General features: G+C 73.0%; 18 protein-coding genes. 8 read left to right on the forward strand and 10 right to left on the reverse strand.

What is annotated here, in order from left to right:
* Positions 1-5: 5 nt before the first annotated feature.
* The 5 genes from K4B79_RS14440 to K4B79_RS14460 all read right to left on the reverse strand — a co-directional run bounded on the left by K4B79_RS14440 (position 6) and on the right by K4B79_RS14460 (position 5,062).
* Positions 6-1,292 carry an ABC transporter substrate-binding protein gene (locus tag K4B79_RS14440; RefSeq protein ID WP_232026968.1) on the reverse strand — a complete coding sequence of 429 codons (1,287 nt, stop codon included), beginning with the start codon at positions 1,290-1,292 and terminating at the stop codon, positions 6-8.
* Positions 1,293-1,496: 204 nt separating this feature from the next.
* Positions 1,497-2,696 (reverse strand): acyltransferase family protein, encoded by a 1,200-nt coding sequence (locus K4B79_RS14445; protein ID WP_232026969.1) that lies wholly within the window; start codon positions 2,694-2,696, stop codon positions 1,497-1,499.
* Positions 2,697-2,701: 5 nt separating this feature from the next.
* Positions 2,702-3,766 carry a quinone oxidoreductase family protein gene (locus K4B79_RS14450; RefSeq protein WP_232026970.1) on the reverse strand — a complete coding sequence of 355 codons (1,065 nt, stop codon included), beginning with the start codon at positions 3,764-3,766 and terminating at the stop codon, positions 2,702-2,704.
* 46 nt (positions 3,767-3,812) lie between these two features.
* Positions 3,813-4,562: an SDR family oxidoreductase gene (locus K4B79_RS14455; protein ID WP_232026971.1), complete on the reverse strand. Its 750-nt coding sequence runs from the start codon at positions 4,560-4,562 to the stop codon at positions 3,813-3,815.
* Positions 4,559-5,062 (reverse strand): cupin domain-containing protein, encoded by a 504-nt coding sequence (locus K4B79_RS14460; protein ID WP_232026972.1) that lies wholly within the window; start codon positions 5,060-5,062, stop codon positions 4,559-4,561. The genes K4B79_RS14455 and K4B79_RS14460 overlap by 4 nt, the downstream gene beginning before the upstream one ends.
* Positions 5,063-5,162: 100 nt before the next feature.
* On the opposite strand from K4B79_RS14460, the gene K4B79_RS14465 reads away from it, so the two are divergent.
* On the forward strand, positions 5,163-5,507 hold the full coding sequence (locus tag K4B79_RS14465; protein WP_232026973.1) for an ArsR/SmtB family transcription factor: 345 nt from the start codon (positions 5,163-5,165) through the stop codon (positions 5,505-5,507).
* Between the two features lie 37 nt (positions 5,508-5,544).
* Here K4B79_RS14465 and K4B79_RS14470 read toward each other — a convergent pair whose 3' ends face one another.
* Entirely contained in the window at positions 5,545-6,669 is a 1,125-nt protein-coding gene (locus K4B79_RS14470) for a hydrolase (RefSeq protein WP_232026974.1), read from the reverse strand.
* A 259-nt stretch (positions 6,670-6,928) separates the two neighbouring features.
* Between K4B79_RS14470 and K4B79_RS14475 the strand changes: the two genes are divergently transcribed.
* The 4 genes from K4B79_RS14475 (at position 6,929) to K4B79_RS14490 (ending at position 10,784) form a co-directional block, all read left to right on the forward strand.
* On the forward strand, positions 6,929-8,212 hold the full coding sequence (locus K4B79_RS14475; RefSeq protein WP_232026975.1) for a beta-ketoacyl-[acyl-carrier-protein] synthase family protein: 1,284 nt from the start codon (positions 6,929-6,931) through the stop codon (positions 8,210-8,212).
* Positions 8,209-9,462, forward strand: a complete 1,254-nt coding sequence (locus tag K4B79_RS14480; RefSeq protein ID WP_232026976.1) for a ketosynthase chain-length factor — start codon at positions 8,209-8,211, stop codon at positions 9,460-9,462. Before K4B79_RS14475 ends, K4B79_RS14480 begins: the two co-directional genes overlap by 4 nt.
* Before the next feature lie 70 nt (positions 9,463-9,532).
* Positions 9,533-9,790 (forward strand): acyl carrier protein, encoded by a 258-nt coding sequence (locus K4B79_RS14485; RefSeq protein WP_232026977.1) that lies wholly within the window; start codon positions 9,533-9,535, stop codon positions 9,788-9,790.
* Between the two features lie 25 nt (positions 9,791-9,815).
* On the forward strand, positions 9,816-10,784 hold the full coding sequence (locus K4B79_RS14490; RefSeq protein ID WP_232026978.1) for an aromatase/cyclase: 969 nt from the start codon (positions 9,816-9,818) through the stop codon (positions 10,782-10,784).
* Positions 10,785-10,872: 88 nt separating this feature from the next.
* On the opposite strand, the gene K4B79_RS14495 is transcribed toward K4B79_RS14490, so the two are convergent.
* The 3 genes from K4B79_RS14495 to K4B79_RS14505 form a co-directional block, all read right to left on the reverse strand.
* Positions 10,873-11,604 (reverse strand): SDR family NAD(P)-dependent oxidoreductase, encoded by a 732-nt coding sequence (locus K4B79_RS14495; protein WP_232026979.1) that lies wholly within the window; start codon positions 11,602-11,604, stop codon positions 10,873-10,875.
* Between the two features lie 240 nt (positions 11,605-11,844).
* The gene (locus K4B79_RS14500; RefSeq protein WP_232026980.1) at positions 11,845-12,681 is read right to left on the reverse strand and encodes a DUF6081 family protein; all 837 of its coding nucleotides are present in this window, start codon (positions 12,679-12,681) and stop codon (positions 11,845-11,847) included.
* A gap of 40 nt (positions 12,682-12,721) precedes the next feature.
* On the reverse strand, positions 12,722-13,507 hold the full coding sequence (locus K4B79_RS14505) for an SDR family NAD(P)-dependent oxidoreductase (protein ID WP_232026981.1): 786 nt from the start codon (positions 13,505-13,507) through the stop codon (positions 12,722-12,724).
* Between the two features lie 172 nt (positions 13,508-13,679).
* Between K4B79_RS14505 and K4B79_RS14510 the strand changes: the two genes are divergently transcribed.
* Genes K4B79_RS14510 through K4B79_RS14520 form a run of 3 tightly spaced genes read left to right on the forward strand, consistent with a single transcriptional unit; the run spans position 13,680 to position 16,434 of the window.
* Positions 13,680-14,156, forward strand: a complete 477-nt coding sequence (locus tag K4B79_RS14510; RefSeq protein WP_232026982.1) for a nuclear transport factor 2 family protein — start codon at positions 13,680-13,682, stop codon at positions 14,154-14,156.
* Positions 14,156-15,553 carry a hypothetical protein gene (locus K4B79_RS14515; RefSeq protein ID WP_232026983.1) on the forward strand — a complete coding sequence of 466 codons (1,398 nt, stop codon included), beginning with the start codon at positions 14,156-14,158 and terminating at the stop codon, positions 15,551-15,553. Before K4B79_RS14510 ends, K4B79_RS14515 begins: the two co-directional genes overlap by 1 nt.
* Entirely contained in the window at positions 15,550-16,434 is an 885-nt protein-coding gene (locus K4B79_RS14520) for a 4'-phosphopantetheinyl transferase family protein (protein ID WP_232026984.1), read from the forward strand. Before K4B79_RS14515 ends, K4B79_RS14520 begins: the two co-directional genes overlap by 4 nt.
* Here K4B79_RS14520 and K4B79_RS14525 read toward each other — a convergent pair.
* Positions 16,328-17,122 carry an AfsR/SARP family transcriptional regulator gene (locus K4B79_RS14525; protein WP_232026985.1) on the reverse strand — a complete coding sequence of 265 codons (795 nt, stop codon included), beginning with the start codon at positions 17,120-17,122 and terminating at the stop codon, positions 16,328-16,330. The two genes, K4B79_RS14520 and K4B79_RS14525, sit on opposite strands and share 107 nt — an antisense overlap.
* Positions 17,123-17,335: the final 213 nt, after the last annotated feature.

The following is a 17,335-nucleotide window of genomic DNA, read 5'->3' on the forward strand; positions in this document are numbered from 1 at the left end:
GCCGGTCATGCCCCGGACTTGATGAGGGCCTCAAGGTCCTTCTGTACGGCGGTCAGCGCCTTCTTGGCACTGCGCTCCTTGCCGAGCCAGAAGTCGGCGAGCCCGTTGGAGATGGTGTCGATCATCTCGTTCCACTCGGGGATGAACGGCGCCCGGAAGACGAACTCGCTCGACTCGGCGAACACGCCCATGTCGACGTCGGTCTTCATCCAGGACGGCTTGAGGAACGCCTGGCTCTTCTGCACCTCCAGGTTGGCCGGCACGTCCTGGCCGGTGGCGATGATCACCTGCTGCGCCTCGGCGGAGGTGAGGAAGTCGATCGCCTTGAAGGCGTTGTCGCGCTGCTTGCAGGTGCGGGAGATCGCCAGTCCGCTGCCGAACGCCGACACGGCCTGCTTCTTGCCGCGCCACATGGGCGCGATGTCCCAGCCGAAGTCCACCTTCGTCAGACCCGACATGACCCAGAAGCCGTTGGCGTGGGTGGCCACCTTCTGGTTGGGGAACGCCTGGTCGCCGCCGATGTCGGGGCCCATGTCGGCGTAGTCCGCCTTGCTCGGCACCACCTTGTGCTTGAAGACCAGGTCGCCCGCCCACTGGAGCGCCTCGACGACCTCGTCGCTGTCGATCGCGGGCCGGCCCTGGGCGTCGATGATGGTGCCGCCGTTCTGGTACGCCAGGCTCCACCACTGCGGCCACCACTCGGCACCGCTGTATCCCCACACCTTCCCGGGGACCGTCAGCTCCTTGAACGCGTCGAGGGCGTCGTCCCAGGTCCACTCCGCGGTGGGGGCCTTGATGCCCTTCTTGTCGAACATGTCCTTGTTGTAGAACACGGTGACCGCGCCGGAACGGTCCGGTATCGCGTACGTCTTGTCCTGGTAGGTGTAGAGCGAGCCGACCGGCCCGAACCGCTGCCCGGCGTCGAGCTTCGCCGCCTTGGCCAGGTCGTCCAGGGGCAGCAACTGGTTCTTGCTGGAGTACGTGTTGACGCTCTCGGCGACCTGCATGATGTCCGGCCCGCTGCCGCCGGCGATCATCGTCTGGACCTTCTGCGGGTACGAGTCGTTCGGGATCAGCTGCAGCTTGACCTTCAGGTCCGGGTACTTCTTGACCAGCAGGTCGATGCGGGCCTGGTACGTCTTGCGGTCGGGGTCGCCGCCCCACACCGTCATCAGCAGCGGAGCGTCACTGGCCCCGCTCCCGGAGCCGCACGCCGTCAGCGTGATGACCCCCGCCGCGACTCCGAGACCCAGAAAACCCCGACGAGAAAACTGCGCTTTGTCAAGCGTCATGGCACTGTCCTTCTTCTTTGAAGCATGCACACGCCGTGGAGGTCGCCCGGGTGATCAGGCCGGACTTCGAATGGCGGTTAAAATAACCGTCGTTTTAAGACAGCGACAAGACCTTGTTTCCCACGGGTTTCAGTTGTTACCTGGGTGCGGCCAGCGCAAAAGTGGTCATCGTTACGATCGTTGCAGGTGGGACCCTCGGGGTCGTCACCCGGCATCCGGGCCGGGTGACGGGACGTTGCCCGGAGCCGCGACGGGCTTGCCGTAGGTGACGGTCGGCAGGGCGTCCGTGCCAGGAGTCGGGGCCGTCCTGGGGCGGGGGCGGGCGAAGCGGCGCATGGCGGGGACCTCGACGAGGACGTGCAGGAGCCAGGCCAGGCCCCAGGAGACGACGTACGCGGTGAGTCCCAGGGCGACGGCGACGGGAGTGCTCCACTGCCGGTGCTCTCCCAGCGCCACATGGCCGAAGTCGAGGATCTGCCAGTGCACCAGGTAGAAGGCGAAGGAGAGTTCGCCCAGCCGCACCACCGGTCGGCTGCGGAACGGTGAGGACAGGCCCTTCATGTCGGCCGTGGCGGCGGCGGCCACGACCAGGGCGATGGGGGCGCCGGTGGCCGCGACGAAGCTCCACGGCTCGGGCACGTTCGAGGCGAGGAGGTAGCCGCAGAACAACAGCCCGAGCGCCGGGTAGAGCCCGAGCCGGATCCACTTGCCCTCCAGGACGATCCGGGCCATCACCATGCCGAGCACGAAGTCCAGGGCGCGCACCGGCGGGAACATCTGGATGAACCACACCTGCCGGGCCGGGATCGTGTAGTACAGCGGCTTCGCCGGGAGGAGTTCGGCGACGAAGGGCACCGCCCACATCGCGGCCGCGACGCCCGCCGCCCACCACCACAGGTGCCGCGGGCGGATCCGGCCCACCAGCTTGTACAGCAGCGGGAAGCAGAGGTAGAAGAGCACCTCGCAGGCCATGGACCAGCTGACGAAGTCCATGCTGAAGGTGATGTCCATCGGCGGGAACCACGGATGGATCAGGAACAGGTTCGGGACCGCGCTGCGTGCCGCGATCGGGATGCCGAGTGCCAGCATGGCGAGGGCGGCGAGGGCCCAGGCGACCAGGTGGTTGGGGTAGATCTTCACGGTGCGGCGGCGGTAGAAGCGCCGCAGGGGCTCGTCCGGCTTGGCGACCATCGTCAGGATGAAGCCGCTGAGCACGAAGAAGAAACCCACCTGCATGGGGCCGGCGCGGCCCACGACCTTGTTGTACAGCTCGCCCACCTCGGTGTCCCCGAAGGGGAACTGGTAGGCGAAGTGGAAGAGGAAGACGATCGAGGCGGCGACGAAGCGCATGCCGTCGAGGGCGGGCAGCCACAGGGTGCGCGGGCCACTGCGCGAGAAGGCCATCGGGATCAGCTCCGTTCGAGGGCGGGTTGCGGGGTGGGCGCGGGCTCCGGAGCGGGCGTGGCAGGCGGGACGAGGACGACCCGGCCCTGGTGCAGCCGGTCCTCGATCAGCCGATGCCCGGCGGCCGCCTGGTCGAGGGGGAGGCGGGCGTGCACCGCGGGTCGCAGGGTGCCGTCGCGGAGCCGGCGGGTGAGTTCGGCGATTCCGTCGCGGTACTGGTGGGGCCGGGCGGCACGCCATGCGGAGAGGGAGAAGCCGGTGACGGCCTTGAGGGCGATGAGGTCCATGACGGACACCCGGGGGATGTCGGTGCCGCCGCCTGCCGAGCCGTAGAACACCAGGCGCCCGGCGGGGGCCAGGGCTCCCACACCGGCCAGCAGGGTGGCGCCGCCGATGCTGTCGAGGATCACGTCGACGCCACGACCGCCGGTCTCCTCGCGGACCGTGTCGGGCCAGTCGGGCCGGGTGGGGTCGATGACGGCGTCGGCGCCGAGGCCGGCGGCGAACTCCCGCTTGGCGGGCGTGCTCGCGGCGGCGAGGATCCGTCCCGCGCCGGCGGCCCTGGCCAGTTGGACGACGAGGTGGCCGATGCCGCCCGCGGCCGCGTGCACCAGGACGCTCTCGCCCGGGCGCAGGCCCGCGGTGGCCAGCACGCCCACCGCGATGGGCCCGGCGCCGGGCAGGACGGTCGCCTCCGCGGCGTCGAGTCCGGCGGGCACGGGGACGAGCGTGTCGGCCCGGGCCACCATGTGGTCGGCGTAGGCACCCTCCATGAGGAAGGCGCCCACCCGGTCGCCGACGCGCACGCCCGTGGTGCCGGGCCCGAGGGCGGCCACCGTGCCGACGACGTCCCCGCCGAGCAGCAGGGGCAGGGTGGGGTGCCACATGGGGGCGGGGAAGGCGTCGGCGCGCATCTGGGTCTGGGCGAAGCCGACGCCGACGGCCTCGGCGGCGACGAGGACCTCGCCGGGTCCGGGTACGGGCGTGGGCAGTTCGCGGGGACGCAGGACGTCGGGGCCGCCGTACGCGTCGATCGGAACGGCGAGCATCCTGCTGGGTACGGCGGTCATGGTGTGTCTCCGTGTGTCTCCGTGTGTCTCCGGGACGGGGGTGTGGTCACCAGGGAACGGGGCCCTGTGCCGACTGGAAGGTGCCGGTCGGGCCGTCGTCGGGCAGCAGTGCCAGACGCAGTACGGCCTCGGCGGCCTCGGCGGGAGAGCCCGGACCCGAGTGGCCGTTGAGGTCGGTGGCGACATAGCCGGGTTCGACGGCGTTGACCTTGATGCCGTCGGGGCGCAGGGCGTGGGCGTACTGGAGGGTGACGGCGTTCAGCGCTGCCTTGGAGGTGCCGTACGCCAGGAGTTGGTAGGGCGCCAGGCGTTCGGGCTGCCGGTCGTTGACGGTCTGGGAGCCGAGGCTGCTGGAGAGGTTGACGATCCGGGGCGCCGGCGAGCGGCGCAGCAGCGGGAGCAGGGCGGTGGTGACGGTGACCACGCCGAAGACGTTCACCTCGTAGGTGCGCCGCAGGTGGTCGGCGGTGGCTTCCGGGACCGGGACGCCCGCGTCGAGGAGGACGCCCGCGTTGTTGACGAGGAGGTCGAGTCGGCCGGACGTCTCCTCGACGGTGGCCGCGGCGGCCTTCGCGGAGTCCGGGTCGGTGACGTCGAGGTGGACGTACCGGATGTCGGCGCCCTCGGCCGGTTCGGCGGCGAGTGCGGCGGCCGCGGCGCGGCCGCGTTCCTCGTCGCGGGCGGCGAGGAAGACCGTGGTGCCGAGGGCGCCGAGCCGGCGGGCCGTGTGCAGGCCGATGCCCTTGTTGGCGCCGGTGACCAGGGCGACGGTCGGGATGCGGGCGGGCGCGGTCATCGGGTTCCCCCGATCCGGGTGGCGGGGGGCTGTTCGGTGTAGACGGTGTCGTGGGCCTCGACGAGTTCGGCGATGCGGGCGCGGTCGGTGGGGCCGGGGGCCGCGAGCAGTTCGGCCAGGCCCTCGAACATCAGCTCCGCGCCGCCGGGCGTGGTCACGAAGAGCATCCGGCCCTCGGTGTCGCCGACGTTGCGGAAGCCGTGGCCGATGCCGCGGGGGCCGTAGACGACACAGCCGGGGCCGGCCCGGTGGAGGCTGTCGCCGACCTGGATGTCGTAGGCGCCTTCCAGGACGTAGAACACCTTGTCGGTGTGGCGGTGGTAGTGGAAGGGCGGGCCGCTGCCGGCCGGTGTGGTGACCTCGAAGAGGGAGAGGCGGCCGTCGGTGTCGTCGCCGCGCAGCAGGAACCTGCCCCGTTCGACGGTCCACTCGACGGTCTCGGCCTCTTCGGCGGACACGAACTTGGGGGGCGCGGGGGTGGAGGTGTGGATGTCGGTCATGATTCTCCGAGCGATCGGCCGATTCGGTTGCGGTTCGATTGACGTCGAACATTCCGATGATGTTGGAACACCGCGTCGAGGCGGAGTTATGCTCGCGTCCATGAGTGATGTGGTGTTTCATCCGCCGGTCGAGGAGCTGGTGCTGACCAAGGTCCTCGCGGCCTTCGCCGAGCCCGCCCGGCTGGCGATCGTGCGCGCGATCGCCCGCGCCGGGGAGCCCGGGGTGTCCTGCACCCAGGTCCAGCAGGACGCCGGCATCGAGATCGGCAAGTCGACGATGTCCCACCACCAGCGCGTACTGCGCGAGTCCGGTGTCACCCGCACCCGCATCGAGGGCTCCCGCAGGATGCTGACCCTGCGCCGCACCGACCTGGACCGCCGCTTCCCCGGCCTGCTGGACGCGGTGCTCGCCGACAGCGACGCGGTCACGGGGGCGCGGGCCTGAGAGCCGGTGCCCGGCGGGGCCGCGGTCACCGGCCGGGTCACCGTGACTCCAGCTTGAGAGCCGCGTAGCCGCGAGCGGCCGGTTCCCAGCGGAGTACCGCGTGCCCGGCGGCCGCGTGGACGTCCCGCCAGTAGCGCTGCAGGGGATCGGACTCGCTCTGGGCACGGGTGCCGGACGTGCGCAGCAGCCGGTCCACGGCCGTGACCAGGAGGTCGACCGCCAGGGCGTGGTCCCGCTGGGCGCGGGTGGTCCTCGCCCCGTCGGGGCGGCTCTCGTCGGCGTCGGCCGCGGCCCGGGTCAGCAGCAGCCGTGCGGCGTCCGTCTCCCCCGCCGCACGGGCCAGGGCGAGTTCCTCGGTGGCGGCGGTGTCCCCGGACATGCCGAGCCCTCCGGCGCGGGTCGCCCGGCGTGCGGCCGCGTTCGCGGTCCAGGCCGTCAGGGCGCCGTCCAGCGCACCGAGTGCGGGCGCCGCGAACGACAGGCCGCTCACGCTCTTCAGCGGCACCCGGTGGCAGTGCGCCTCCGACGCCTCGGGGCGCCCCGCCAGCAGCACCTCGCGGGCGAAGCTGTGCCCGTGCGGTACGAACACCGGCTCGGGCAGCACCAGCGTGTCGCTGCCGGTGCCGCGCATGCCGACGGTGAACCAGGTGCGCTCGATCTCGTAGGCGGAGCGCGGCACCAGCAGGAACCGGACCTCCCGTCCCCCGCCGGGCACCGGTACGGGGCAGCACAGCAGGGCGTGGTCCGCGTGGTCGATGCCGCTGAGGAAGGCCCAGCGGCCGCTCAGCAGCCAGCCGCCGGCCGCCTCGGTCGCCTCGCCGCCGGGCAGCAGCGCGCCGACGACCAGGGCGTCCGGGTGCTCCGCCCACACCGCGCGCTGTCCGGCGTCCGGCAGGAAGCCGGCCATCCGGCCCAGGGTCGCGGCGATCGACGCCACCCAGGCGGCCGACGGGTCGGCCGCGGCGACCTCGGCCGTGCTGTCGAGGAACCACCGGAACGTGCCCTGCGTGCCGCCCCAGCGGGCCGGCACGAAGTGACGCGCGAAACCGGCGTCGCGAACGGCCTGCGCCACCTCCGGCGTCGGCCGCCGGTCGGCCTCCGCCTTGTCGGCGTGATCCGCGGCGAGAGCGGTGAGTTCCGCCAGTCGGGCCGGGTCGGGCATCGGGACACCTCCTCAGAAGTACGGGCTCGATACGGCGGCCACGCTCGCGCCGACGGCTCGAACCCGCCTCGACGACGGCTAGGGCCCGTCTGGGGTGGGGATCGGGCGGTCCGGCGGTGGCAGGTGCCCCACTCCGTTTCGAGCCGCTCTCAAGGCGGCGGCCGGAGTCTGAGCCGGCCGGGGATCGCCCGGTGCAGGTCAGGCGAAAGGAAGACGACGCGATGCCCTTGTCCGACCTCAGGCGTGCCGGAGGTGTGCGGTGACCAGGCGTGTGGTGCTCACCGGCATCGGGGTGCGCGCTCCGGGCGGCTCCGGAACGAAGGAGTTCTGGGAGCTGCTGACCGCGGGCCGTACGGCCACCCGGCGCATTTCGTTCTTCGACCCGTCCCCGTTCCGTTCCCAGGTCGCCGGTGAAGTCGACTTCGACGCGCAGGCCGAGGGGTTCACGCCCCGCGAGCTGCGCCGCATGGACCGTGCCACCCAGTTCGCGGTCGCCTGTACCCGAGACGCCCTCGCCGACAGCGGTCTGCAGCCGGGGTCGGCGCTGGCCGGCCACCCCGAGCCGCACCGCCTCGGCGTCAGCCTGGGCAGCGCCGTCGCCTCCGCGACCAGCCTGGAGCGCGAGTATCTGGTGATGTCCGGCAGCGGCCGCGAGTGGGTCGTCGACCCCGGCTATCTGTCACCGCACATGTTCGACTATCTGAGCCCCGGCGTGATGCCCGCCGAGATCGCCTGGACGGTGGGCGCGGAGGGGCCGGTGACGATGGTGTCCGACGGCTGCACCTCCGGGCTCGACGCGGTGGGCTACGCGGCGCAGCTGATCCGCGAGGGCAGCGTGGACGCGATGGTGGCCGGCGCCGCCGACACCCCCGTCTCCCCGATCGTCGTGGCCTGCTTCGACGCGATCAAGGCGACCACGACCCGCAACGACGACCCCGAGCACGCCTCTCGCCCCTTCGACGGCTCCCGCAACGGCTTCGTGCTCGCCGAGGGCGCCGCCATGTTCGTACTGGAGGAGTACGGGTCCGCGCTGGCCCGCGGCGCGCACGTCTACGCCGAGCTCACGGGGTACGCGACGCGGTCGAACGCCTACCACATGACCGGTCTGAAGAAGGACGGCCGGGAGCTGGCGGAGGCGATCCGGGTGGCGCTCGGCCAGGCCCGCGCCGACGCCACCGACGTCGACTACGTCAACGCGCACGGCTCCGGCACCAAGCAGAACGACCGGCACGAGACAGCCGCCTTCAAGCGCAGCCTCGGACAGCACGCGTACGACGTGCCGGTCAGCTCCATCAAGTCGATGGTCGGCCACTCGCTGGGTGCCATCGGGTCGATCGAGATCGCGGCCTGCGCGCTGGCGATCGAGCACGGAATCGTCCCGCCGACGGCCAATCTGCACACCGCCGACCCCGAGTGCGACCTCGACTACGTCCCCCTCACGGCACGGGAGCGGCGGCTGAACACGGTGCTGACCGTGGGCAGCGGCTTCGGCGGCTTCCAGAGCGCGATGGTGCTGCAGCGTCCGGAAGGAGCGCGTTCATGACCGCGACGAGCGTCACCACCCCTGCCCCCGCCACCCGTGCCGTCGTCACCGGCATCGGGGTCACGGCCCCCAACGGGCTGGGCACGGAGGCGTACTGGAAGGCCGCGCTGGCCGGGGTCAACGGGATCCGGGAGCTGAGCCGGTTCGACGCCGGCCGCTTCCCGTCCCGGCTGGCCGGCGAGATCACGGACTTCCGGGCCGAGGACCATCTGCCCGGACGGCTGCTCCCGCAGACCGACCTGTCCACCCGGCTGACGCTCGCCGCCTCCGACTGGGCGCTGGCCGACGCGGAGGTGACGCCCGAGACGCTGACCGACTACACCAAGGGCGTCGTCACCTCGAACGCCACCGGCGGGTTCGAGTTCACCCACGGAGAGTTCCGCAAGCTGTGGACCGAGGGGCCCGAACACGTCAGCGTCTACGAGTCGTTCGCCTGGTTCTACGCCGTGAACACAGGGCAGATCTCGATCCGCAACAGCATGCGCGGGCCCAGCGCCGCCCTCGTCGGCGAGCAGGCCGGCGGGCTCGACGCCATCGGGCACGCGCGGCGCACCGTGCGGCAGGGCACCGACCTGATGGTCACCGGTGGTGTCGACTCGGCGCTCGACCCGTGGGGTTACGCCTCGCAGCTGGCGGGCGGCCGGGTCACCACCGTCGCCGACCCGGACCGGGCGTATCTGCCGTTCGACACGCGGGCGTCCGGATACGTGCCGGGCGAGGGCGGGGCCATCCTCGTCGTGGAGAACCCGGACACGGCCCGCGAGCGCGGCGTGCGACGCGTGTACGGCGAGATCGCCGGCTACGCGGCCACGTTCGACCCCGCTCCCGGCTCGGGACGCCCGTCCCGGCTGGGCCGCGCGGCCGAACTCGCCCTCGACGACGCGGGGGTGGCACCCGGCGAGGTCGACGCGGTGTTCGCCGACGCGGCCGGCATCCCCGAGCTGGACCGGGCCGAGGCGGAGGCGATCGCCGGGATCTTCGGTCCCGGCGGCGTCCCCGTCACCGCGCCCAAGGCGCTCACCGGGCGCCTGTACGCCGGCGGCGGCCCGCTCGACGTGGTGGCGGCGCTGCTGGCCATCCGTGACGGGGTGCTGCCCGCGACCGCCGGCACCGGCGAGGTGCCGGAGACCTACGGCCTCGACCTGGTCCTGGGAGAGCCCCGCGAACTGCCCGTTGGGACCGCCCTGGTGCTCGCGCGGGGCCGCTGGGGATTCAACGCGGCGGTCGTGGTCCGCGCGGCGCACCTCTGAGCCGGGCCCCGGCATCCCCCTCGTCCACTTCCTCGGTTCAACCCACCTGGAAAGAAAGCGAGTTCACACCATGAAGACGATGACCCTGGACGACCTGCGCCGCATCCTGCGCGAGTGCGCCGGCTCCGACGAGGGCCTGGAGGCCGGGGAGTCCGCCCTGGACACGGCCTTCGACGACCTGGGCTACGACTCCCTCGCCCTGATGGAGAGCGCCTCGCGGATCCAGAAGGAATTCGGTGTCGCCATCCCCGACGACGAGATCACCGAGGTGGAGACCCCGCGGGCACTCCTCGACCTGGTCAACGGCAGCCTGCCCGCGGCCGCCTGAGCCGGCCGGGGAGGAGAAAGCGCCCATGACCGAGCAACGTCTTCACCACACCGAGCACACCCTGACCGTGGACGCTCCGGCCGCCGAGCTGTACGGCCTGGCGGCCGACGTCACCCGGTGGCCCGCCCTGTTCGGCCCGAGCGTCCACGTGGAACACCAGTTGCGCGAGGAGCGGGCGGAACGGTTCGAGCTGTGGGCCGTCGTCAACGGCGAGGTCGGCAGCTGGGTTTCGCAGCGGGCCCTGGACCCCGACCGGCACCGGGTGACCTTCGCCCAGGTCCGCAGCCGGGCCCCGATCGCCTCGATGCGCGGCGAGTGGCTCTTCCGGGCACTGTCGCCGACGCGCACGGAGATCGTGCTGCGGCACACCTTCAGCGCCGTCGCCGACGACCCCGAGGCCGTGCGGTGGATCCTCGAAGGGCTGGACCGCAACAGCCCCGAGGAACTCTCCGCTCTGGCCCGGCTCGCGCTGTACGGGCACCCGGTGGACGACATCGTGTTCTCCTTCACCGACACGGTCCCGCTCACCGGGGCGGCGGCGGACGCGTACACCTTCGTCCACCGTGCCGACCGGTGGGCCCGGCTGCTGCCGCACGTGGGCCGCGTCCGGCTCACCACGCCCTCGCCGGAGGTGCAGGACCTGGAGATGGACACGGTGACCTCGGACGGCTCGGCGCACACCACACGGTCGCTGCGGGTGTGCAGGTCCGGCGAGTGGATCGCGTACAAACAGCTCGTGACGCCGAAGCTGATGCTGGGGCACAGCGGTCTGTGGACCTTCTCGGACGGGCCCGGGGGCCCGGTGGTGACCGCCCGGCACACCGTGGCCCTGGACCCGGCGGCGGTGCCCGAGGTCCTCGGCGAGCACGCCACGCTCGCCGAGGCCCGGGAGTACGTGCGCGAGGCCCTGGGCCGCAACAGCCGTACGACGATCGAGCACGCCGACGCCTACGCGAGCGCGCGGCGGAAACGACCCGTGGCCCGCACGGCCTGAGCGGCGCCCCCCGCTCGGGCTCGCGGGCACATGGGAAGGCCCGGTGGTCCACGGTGGACCACCGGGCCTTCCCATGTGCCCGGGCCGGTCACAGCAGGTGCGCGCCGCCGTCCACGGAGAGGACCGCGCCCGTGGTGTACCGCGACTCGATGAGTCCGTACACGGACTCGGCGACGTCCTCCGGCAGGCCCACCCGGCGCAGCGGCGTGCTCTCGCGGACGAGTGCGGCGATCGCGGTGAAGTCCTTGGTCCACGGGGTCTCGATGAGTCCGGGCGCGACGGCGTTGACCCGCACCTGCGGTCCGGAGGTGTTGGCCAGCAGCCGTGTCATGTGCTCGATGGCGGCCTTGCTCACGGCGTACGGGATGGAGCTGCCGGCGGGGCGGCTGCCCGCCACGGAGGAGATGTTGACGACCACTCCGTCGCCGGACTCGCGCAGGTGCGGCATGGCGGCCACCGTGGTGGCCCAGGTGCCGATCACGTTCAGGCCGAGGATCTCGCGCCAGACGTCCGCGTCGGCCGCCTCCAGGTCGGGGTGCGGGATCACCTTCGTGGTGCCCGCGTTGTTGACCAGGATGTCGAGCCGCCCGTAGTGGGCGACCGACTCGGCGACCATCCGGCGTGCCTCGTCCTCGCTCGACAGGTCGGCGCGTATGTAGGTCGCGTCGGGCAGCGATCCCGCGAACCGGCGCCCCGCGGCCTCGGAACGCGCCGAGTTGATCACCACGCGGATGCCCGCCGCGGCCAGCCGCACGGCCACCGCGGCGCCGATGCCGGAGGTGGACCCGGTCACGAGGGCCACGCGCTTGTCGTCGGTCATGGTGTGAACTCCTTCGGGTGGACGCCCGGGTGGGTGGTCGGGCGGGTGGTCGGAGGGATGTGCGGGGGGGATGTGCGGGTGGATGTGCCGGGCCCGCCGGGTGGTGGCCGCCATGCCTGAGCGCACCGCCGGACCGGGTCGCGGGCCGGCGGTGCGCTCGGGAGAGGGCCCCCGGGGGTGAGGGGCTCGGGCGGTCGGGCGCCGGGATGGGCGGCCACCGCCGGTCACGGGGACGGAGGTTCAGTGCGTCGTGCTGTGCACGGCGACCCGGCGCACGGTCAGGCGGACGCCCTGGCCGTGCGGGCGGGCCGCCATCGTGGTCAGACCGACGGCGAGTTGCCGCGGGGTCGCCCGGCGCTCCTCGCCGGGCACCTCCCACAGCACGTGGACCCCGTCGTACTGCTGCCGGCCCAGGTCGCCGACGGTCAGCGCGCGGATCCCGTCGACCGCCCAGTGGACGACGCCCGCCGCGGGGTCGTAGGTCAGCGCGCAGTGGTGCGGTCGGCCCGGTCGTACGTCGGCCAGCGGTACGGCGACGGAGAACGCGCGGTCGCCGGTGCCGGGGCGCGGCAGCCTTTCGTAGAGGGCGTACACGGCGCTGCCGGTGAGGCAGAGGTCGAAGACCATGCCGGTCTCCCGGTCGAAGGTCATCAGCGCGCCCGCACCCCGTCGGACGTCCTCGGCCGGATCGGCGGCGGCGCCGGACGCGGGTGCGCCACAGGTGCCGTAGGCACGCACCGCGAGTTCGGCCTCGACGGTCAGGGTCCGGTCCGGGGGCGTGTCGAAGCCGGGGGCACCGGATGACGCGGTGGCCTGGAGGTAGGCGGTCCAGCGCAGGAAGGCATCCGCCGGTTCGGGGCCCTCGGGCAGCGTGAACGCGGGTTCCCCGGTGCGCGGATGGACCCCCTTGGGCACGACCACCAGACCGTCGGCGGTGCGGACGGCGACGCCGTCGCCGCCCGCCCCGATGTGGGTGTCGCGCGGCCGCCAGGTCGCGTCCGGGCGACCGTGGTCCAGTCCGTGGGCGAAGTCGTCGTGGAAGAGCAACTGCCGCTGTGCGCCGGTCTGTACAGTCATCGTGCCGTCCTTCCGTCTCCCGCCGCGACGGGCGCCGGGCTCAGTAGTTCCCCAGGCCGCCGCAGACGTTGAGGGCCTGCGCGGTGACGGCGGCGGCGTCGTCACCGACCAGGTACTCGACCATCGCGGCGACCTCGCGGGTCTCCACGTAGCGGCCGAGCGGGACCCGGTTGGTGATGCGGTCGAACGTCTCCTCCTCGCTGACCTGCCAGATCCCCGCGTAGTGGGTGCGCACCCGTTCGGCCATGGGCGTCTCGACGAAGCCGGGGCAGACGGCGTTGACGGTGATACCGGTGCGGGCGAGTTCCAGGCCGAGCGCCTTGGTGAAGCCGACCACGCCGTGCTTGGAGGCGGAGTAGGGGGCGGCGTGCACGACGCCCTGCTTGCCGCCGGTGGAGGCGATGTTGACGATCCGGCCGCGTTCCCTGCCGAGCATGCCTCCGGTGGTCAGCACCTCCTTCGTCATCAGGAAGACGCTGTTGAGGTTGGTGTTGATCACGTCGAGCCACAGCTCGTCGGGGACCTCGTGGGTGGCTCCCCCGCCGCTGCGGCCGGCGTTGTTGACCAGGATGTCCACCGGGCCGTAGCGCTCCACGGCCGCCCGGACGTAGGAGCGGATCTGCGCGGGGTCGGCCACGTCGCACACCGTGCCGTCGACGTCGTACCCCTTCTCCTGGAGCGACTTGACGGTGTCGGTGAGCTGCTCCTGGTTGCGGGCGCACAGATACACGCGGGCGCCCAGTCCGGCGAGCCGGCTCGCCACCTCCAGGCCGATCCCGCTCGTCGCACCGGTGACCAGGGCCACCGGACGCGCTGACTGGCTCATGCTGCCTCCTCCTCGTGCGGTCCGCGTCTCGCGGTCTGCGTCTCGCAGCCTGCGCGGGAGCTCTCGAAGAGGGCTCGAAGAGTCCTTGACCGCCGGTCCTCCAGCCGGGTTCGAGGGGCGGGGACGAACGTGGGTCGCCGTTCGCGCCCCTCACACCCGCCCAGGAGGAACCATGACCAGCACGGAGACGGCCGTGACCGGCGGCTACACGCCGGCGGACCGCGCCGCACAGGTGACGCCGGAGCTGTACGCGCGCGTCCAGCACTTCTACGCCCACCAGATGCAGGCCCTCGACTCGCTCCGGTTCGAGGACTACGCGGCGACCTTCACCGAGGACGGCACGTTCCAGCACTCGCCGGGCGTGGAGCCGGCGCGCACCCGGCCCGGGATCGTGGCGGAACTGGTCGAGTTCCACCAGCGGTTCGACGGCGACCCGGTGCAGCGCCGGCACTGGTTCGGCCACATCGCCCTGGTCCCCGCACCGGACGGCGCCCTGCTGGCCACGACCTACGCCCTCGTGGTGACGGTCCGCCCCGGCGGCAGGCCGGAGATCGCCCCGAGCTGCGTCGTGCACGACGTCCTGGTGGTGACGTCCGACGGCACGATCCGCACCCGGTCCCGCCGGATCACCCACGACCAGATGTTCTGATGCGGGAGCGAGGGACGGCCCGGGAGACGGCACCGGTGGCACGGGGGCGGGCTTCTGAGACGGTGCTCGGTGCCGGGCGGCCGTCTGCCCGGCTGGGCCGGGAGCTGGTCGCGGTGCGCTCCGGCGGGCGGATGGTACGGCTCGACACGCCCACGCTGCTGGTGCGGGCGGTCGGGCGGCGGGACGTGTCCCTCGCGCTCGCCCACGCCGTGAGCGCGCTCGCCTGCGCCGCCGTGGACCTGCACGGGACGCGGGAGCAACGGACGGCCGCGGCCCGGACCGTCCTCGACGGCGGCCGCCTCGCGCTGCTCCTGCCCGACGCGACGCCGGCCGCGCACCGAACGGACGGCCCCGCCACCGCGACGCGCCTCCCGCCCCGCGGCGAGGAGGCCGACGCCCACGTCACGTTCACCGAGGACATGGCCGACGGCTCGCTCACGGCCGTGATGGCCGGAACCATGCTGGGACCGCCCGGTCAGGGAGCCCGGGTGCTGCTGGACGCCCTGCGATTCGGGTGGCCGTTGCTCGTGTCCGTGGGTGTCGGCGCGGCCGACGCCGTGCTGCGGGGCGTGGTCGGGGCGGCCGGGGTCGCGGGCGTCCGGTCGCTCGGGTCCTCGCTCGCCCGGCGTGCCGTGACGGACGCCTGTGCCGACCTGCTCGTCACGGACTGCCTGGTGACGGTCGCCGTACGCGCGTTGCACCTGGCGCCCGAGCACACGGCTTTCCTGTCGGCCGCCGCCCGGCACCTCGGGCCCCGCCTGCTGCGGGAAGGCGCCGAGGGGCTCCTCCCGGTCCTCGGCCCGCACGCCCACAGCACGCACGGCGAGTTCGGCGCGCTGCACGGCCGCCTGCGGACGCTGACCGCGCCGACGTCGTACGGGCCGGGCGGTCTGGACGTGCTCACGGCCCTTGTGACCCGGCCCGGGCGGCACGCGCCCCCCGTCCCGGACGGCGTCCACGTGCCCGGCGGCCCGCTGCCACCGCCGGTCGCCGTACCGGTCACGGCCACCGCCCGGCCCGGTCTCCGGCTCCACGCCGAGGACGTGTCCGGACCCCTCGGCGCACTCGTACGCCTGCTCGCCCACGAAGCCGCCCTGGTACGCGCGGAGTTCCGCACCGGGCGGGCTGCGGGGTCCGCGCCGGTCTCCCGGGCGGCGGCCGACCGGTACGCCCTGCTGCACGCGGCCGCGTGCTGCCTCGGCGTGGCCCGCACCGCCGACCCGGACTTCCTCGGCACCCCGCACTGGCTGACCGCCGCCCTGTCCCGGGTCGTACGCCGCCTCGGCCTGCCCCTGCCGCAGGGCACCGAGGAATCCGTCGACGCGGTGTACGAGGAGGCCCTGACCCGCTGCCGCGACGGCGTCGCCCTCGACCTGTACGCCGGGCGGTGGCCGTGACCCCCGCCCTCACGCCCGTCCGTGCCACCGGTCCCGACGGACCCTGGCGGCGGGAGACGGGCAGCGCTCTCGACCGGCTCGGCCATGCCGTGGTGTGGGGCCGGCTCGACGACTGGGACGGTGCCGGAACGCCACAAGCCGTGTTGTCCACGGGTGAGATGCGGCGCGCCGCCTCGTTGTCCGGCCGCAGGCGGGCGGCCTTCGTGGCCTCGCGGCTGCTGCTCAGGCATGCCGCGGCGCACGCCCTCGCCGCCGCGCCCGCGGAGATCGACGTGGCGCGTGCGCCCGGGGGACGCCCGTATCTGCGGGGTTTCGACGGGCTGGACGTGAGCGTGAGTCACACCGGGGACCTGGTGGCGGTCGCGCTCAGCCGTGCCGGGCGGATCGGCGTCGACGTCGAGCCGGCGGCGCGGACGGTCCGCCGGCTCGACGAAGGTGTGTTCACCCCGTACGAGTCGGCCGCGTCGGCACGGTGGGCGGGCGCGCGGCGCGCGCGGGCCCTGATCCGGCTGTGGACGCTCAAGGAGGCGTACGGCAAGGCCCTCGGCCTGGGCCTCAGGCTGCCGTTCGGCTCCTTCGGGTTCACCGCGGCCGACACCGACGCCGACGGCCCGGCCCGGCTGGTCCTGCCCGACGGCACCCCGGCCGACCCGGCCGGCTGGCGGTTCCTGAACCGGACCCTGACGCCCGCACCGGCCGGCGCCCACATCCTCGGCCTCGCCCTGCGGTACGAGCCGCCCGCCGGCCTCGACTCCACACTGGGGGCGGTCGTGCTCAGTACGCCGCGGCCAGGGGCAGTTCGAGGGACGGGTCCGCGGACAGCATCGCCCGGTGCAGCCGCTGCGTCCGGGAGGACGGCTCGATCCCGAGTTCGCCGATGAGTGTGCCGCGCAGCTGCTGGTAGGCCTCCAGCGCGCGCCAGGCATTGCCCGAGCGGTACAGGGCGAGCATGAACTGGGCGCACAGACTCTCGTTCATCGGATGTCTGGCCACCAGCATCCGCAGCTCGGACAGGAGCGCGGCGTGCCGCCCGAGCCGCAGATCCGCCTCGATGCGCTGTTCGAGGACCCGCAGTCGGGCCTCCTCCATGCCGATCAGCTCGACGGAGAGCACCTGGCCGGTGGGGACGTCCACGAGTCCCGGCCCGCGCCACAGGTCGAGCGCCCCGGCCAGCAGGAGTGACGCGGCGCCCGCGTCACCGGTCTCCAGCGCCTCACCGCCCCGACCGGCCCGGCGCTCGAACTCGGTGAGGTCGGAGTGGAACGGCGCGGCATCCAGGCGGTAGCCGCCGTAGCAGGTCTTCAGTACGTCCTTGGCGCAGCGGCCGGAGCCGCGCACGAGCGCGGAGGCTATCTTGCGGCGCAGCTGGAGTATGTAGGTCTGCAGGGTGGTGGTGGCGCTGCGGGGCGGCTGTTCGCCCCAGATCTCCTCCATCAGGACCGGGGCGGGCACGACCCGTCCCGCGCGCAGGGCGAGCAGGGCGAGGATCTGGCGGGGCTTGCCGGCGCTGGGAACGATCGACACGCCCTGTTCCTGGACGAGCAGCGGGCCAAGGACCTTGATCTCCACGGGGATTCTCCTCTGTTCTCCTCCGGGACCGGTGGGTCGGGGAGTCCGGGAACCGCATCCATCTGTCCGGGAGCCTCGCACCGACGGACGCGCGGGCCGTAGACCGATCCTCACGTTCTGTGCCGTGAATCGCTCACATGACGAACTCACGCCCGGCCGTTGAGCCGTTCACTACCGCCGTGGCACCGCCTGATCGACACTCGTCGCACCTTG

It is taken from the genome of Streptomyces lincolnensis (assembly GCF_021173675.1).
GTDB classification, from domain to species: domain Bacteria; phylum Actinomycetota; class Actinomycetes; order Streptomycetales; family Streptomycetaceae; genus Streptomyces; species Streptomyces lincolnensis_B.

What these genes read in the sequence shown, in the direction of transcription:
- K4B79_RS14440 (WP_232026968.1), bottom strand. Translation starts at nt 1,292, where the DNA reads ATGACGCTTGACAAAGCGCAGTTTTCTCGTCGGGGTTTTCTGGGTCTC.
- K4B79_RS14445 (WP_232026969.1), bottom strand. Translation starts at nt 2,696, where the DNA reads ATGGCCTTCTCGCGCAGTGGCCCGCGCACCCTGTGGCTGCCCGCCCTC.
- K4B79_RS14450 (WP_232026970.1), bottom strand. Translation starts at nt 3,766, where the DNA reads ATGACCGCCGTACCCAGCAGGATGCTCGCCGTTCCGATCGACGCGTAC.
- K4B79_RS14455 (WP_232026971.1), bottom strand. Translation starts at nt 4,562, where the DNA reads ATGACCGCGCCCGCCCGCATCCCGACCGTCGCCCTGGTCACCGGCGCC.
- K4B79_RS14460 (WP_232026972.1), bottom strand. Translation starts at nt 5,062, where the DNA reads ATGACCGACATCCACACCTCCACCCCCGCGCCCCCCAAGTTCGTGTCC.
- K4B79_RS14465 (WP_232026973.1), top strand. Translation starts at nt 5,163, where the DNA reads ATGAGTGATGTGGTGTTTCATCCGCCGGTCGAGGAGCTGGTGCTGACC.
- K4B79_RS14470 (WP_232026974.1), bottom strand. Translation starts at nt 6,669, where the DNA reads ATGCCCGACCCGGCCCGACTGGCGGAACTCACCGCTCTCGCCGCGGAT.
- K4B79_RS14480 (WP_232026976.1), top strand. Translation starts at nt 8,209, where the DNA reads ATGACCGCGACGAGCGTCACCACCCCTGCCCCCGCCACCCGTGCCGTC.
- K4B79_RS14485 (WP_232026977.1), top strand. Translation starts at nt 9,533, where the DNA reads ATGAAGACGATGACCCTGGACGACCTGCGCCGCATCCTGCGCGAGTGC.
- K4B79_RS14490 (WP_232026978.1), top strand. Translation starts at nt 9,816, where the DNA reads ATGACCGAGCAACGTCTTCACCACACCGAGCACACCCTGACCGTGGAC.
- K4B79_RS14495 (WP_232026979.1), bottom strand. Translation starts at nt 11,604, where the DNA reads ATGACCGACGACAAGCGCGTGGCCCTCGTGACCGGGTCCACCTCCGGC.
- K4B79_RS14500 (WP_232026980.1), bottom strand. Translation starts at nt 12,681, where the DNA reads ATGACTGTACAGACCGGCGCACAGCGGCAGTTGCTCTTCCACGACGAC.
- K4B79_RS14505 (WP_232026981.1), bottom strand. Translation starts at nt 13,507, where the DNA reads ATGAGCCAGTCAGCGCGTCCGGTGGCCCTGGTCACCGGTGCGACGAGC.
- K4B79_RS14510 (WP_232026982.1), top strand. Translation starts at nt 13,680, where the DNA reads ATGACCAGCACGGAGACGGCCGTGACCGGCGGCTACACGCCGGCGGAC.
- K4B79_RS14515 (WP_232026983.1), top strand. Translation starts at nt 14,156, where the DNA reads ATGCGGGAGCGAGGGACGGCCCGGGAGACGGCACCGGTGGCACGGGGG.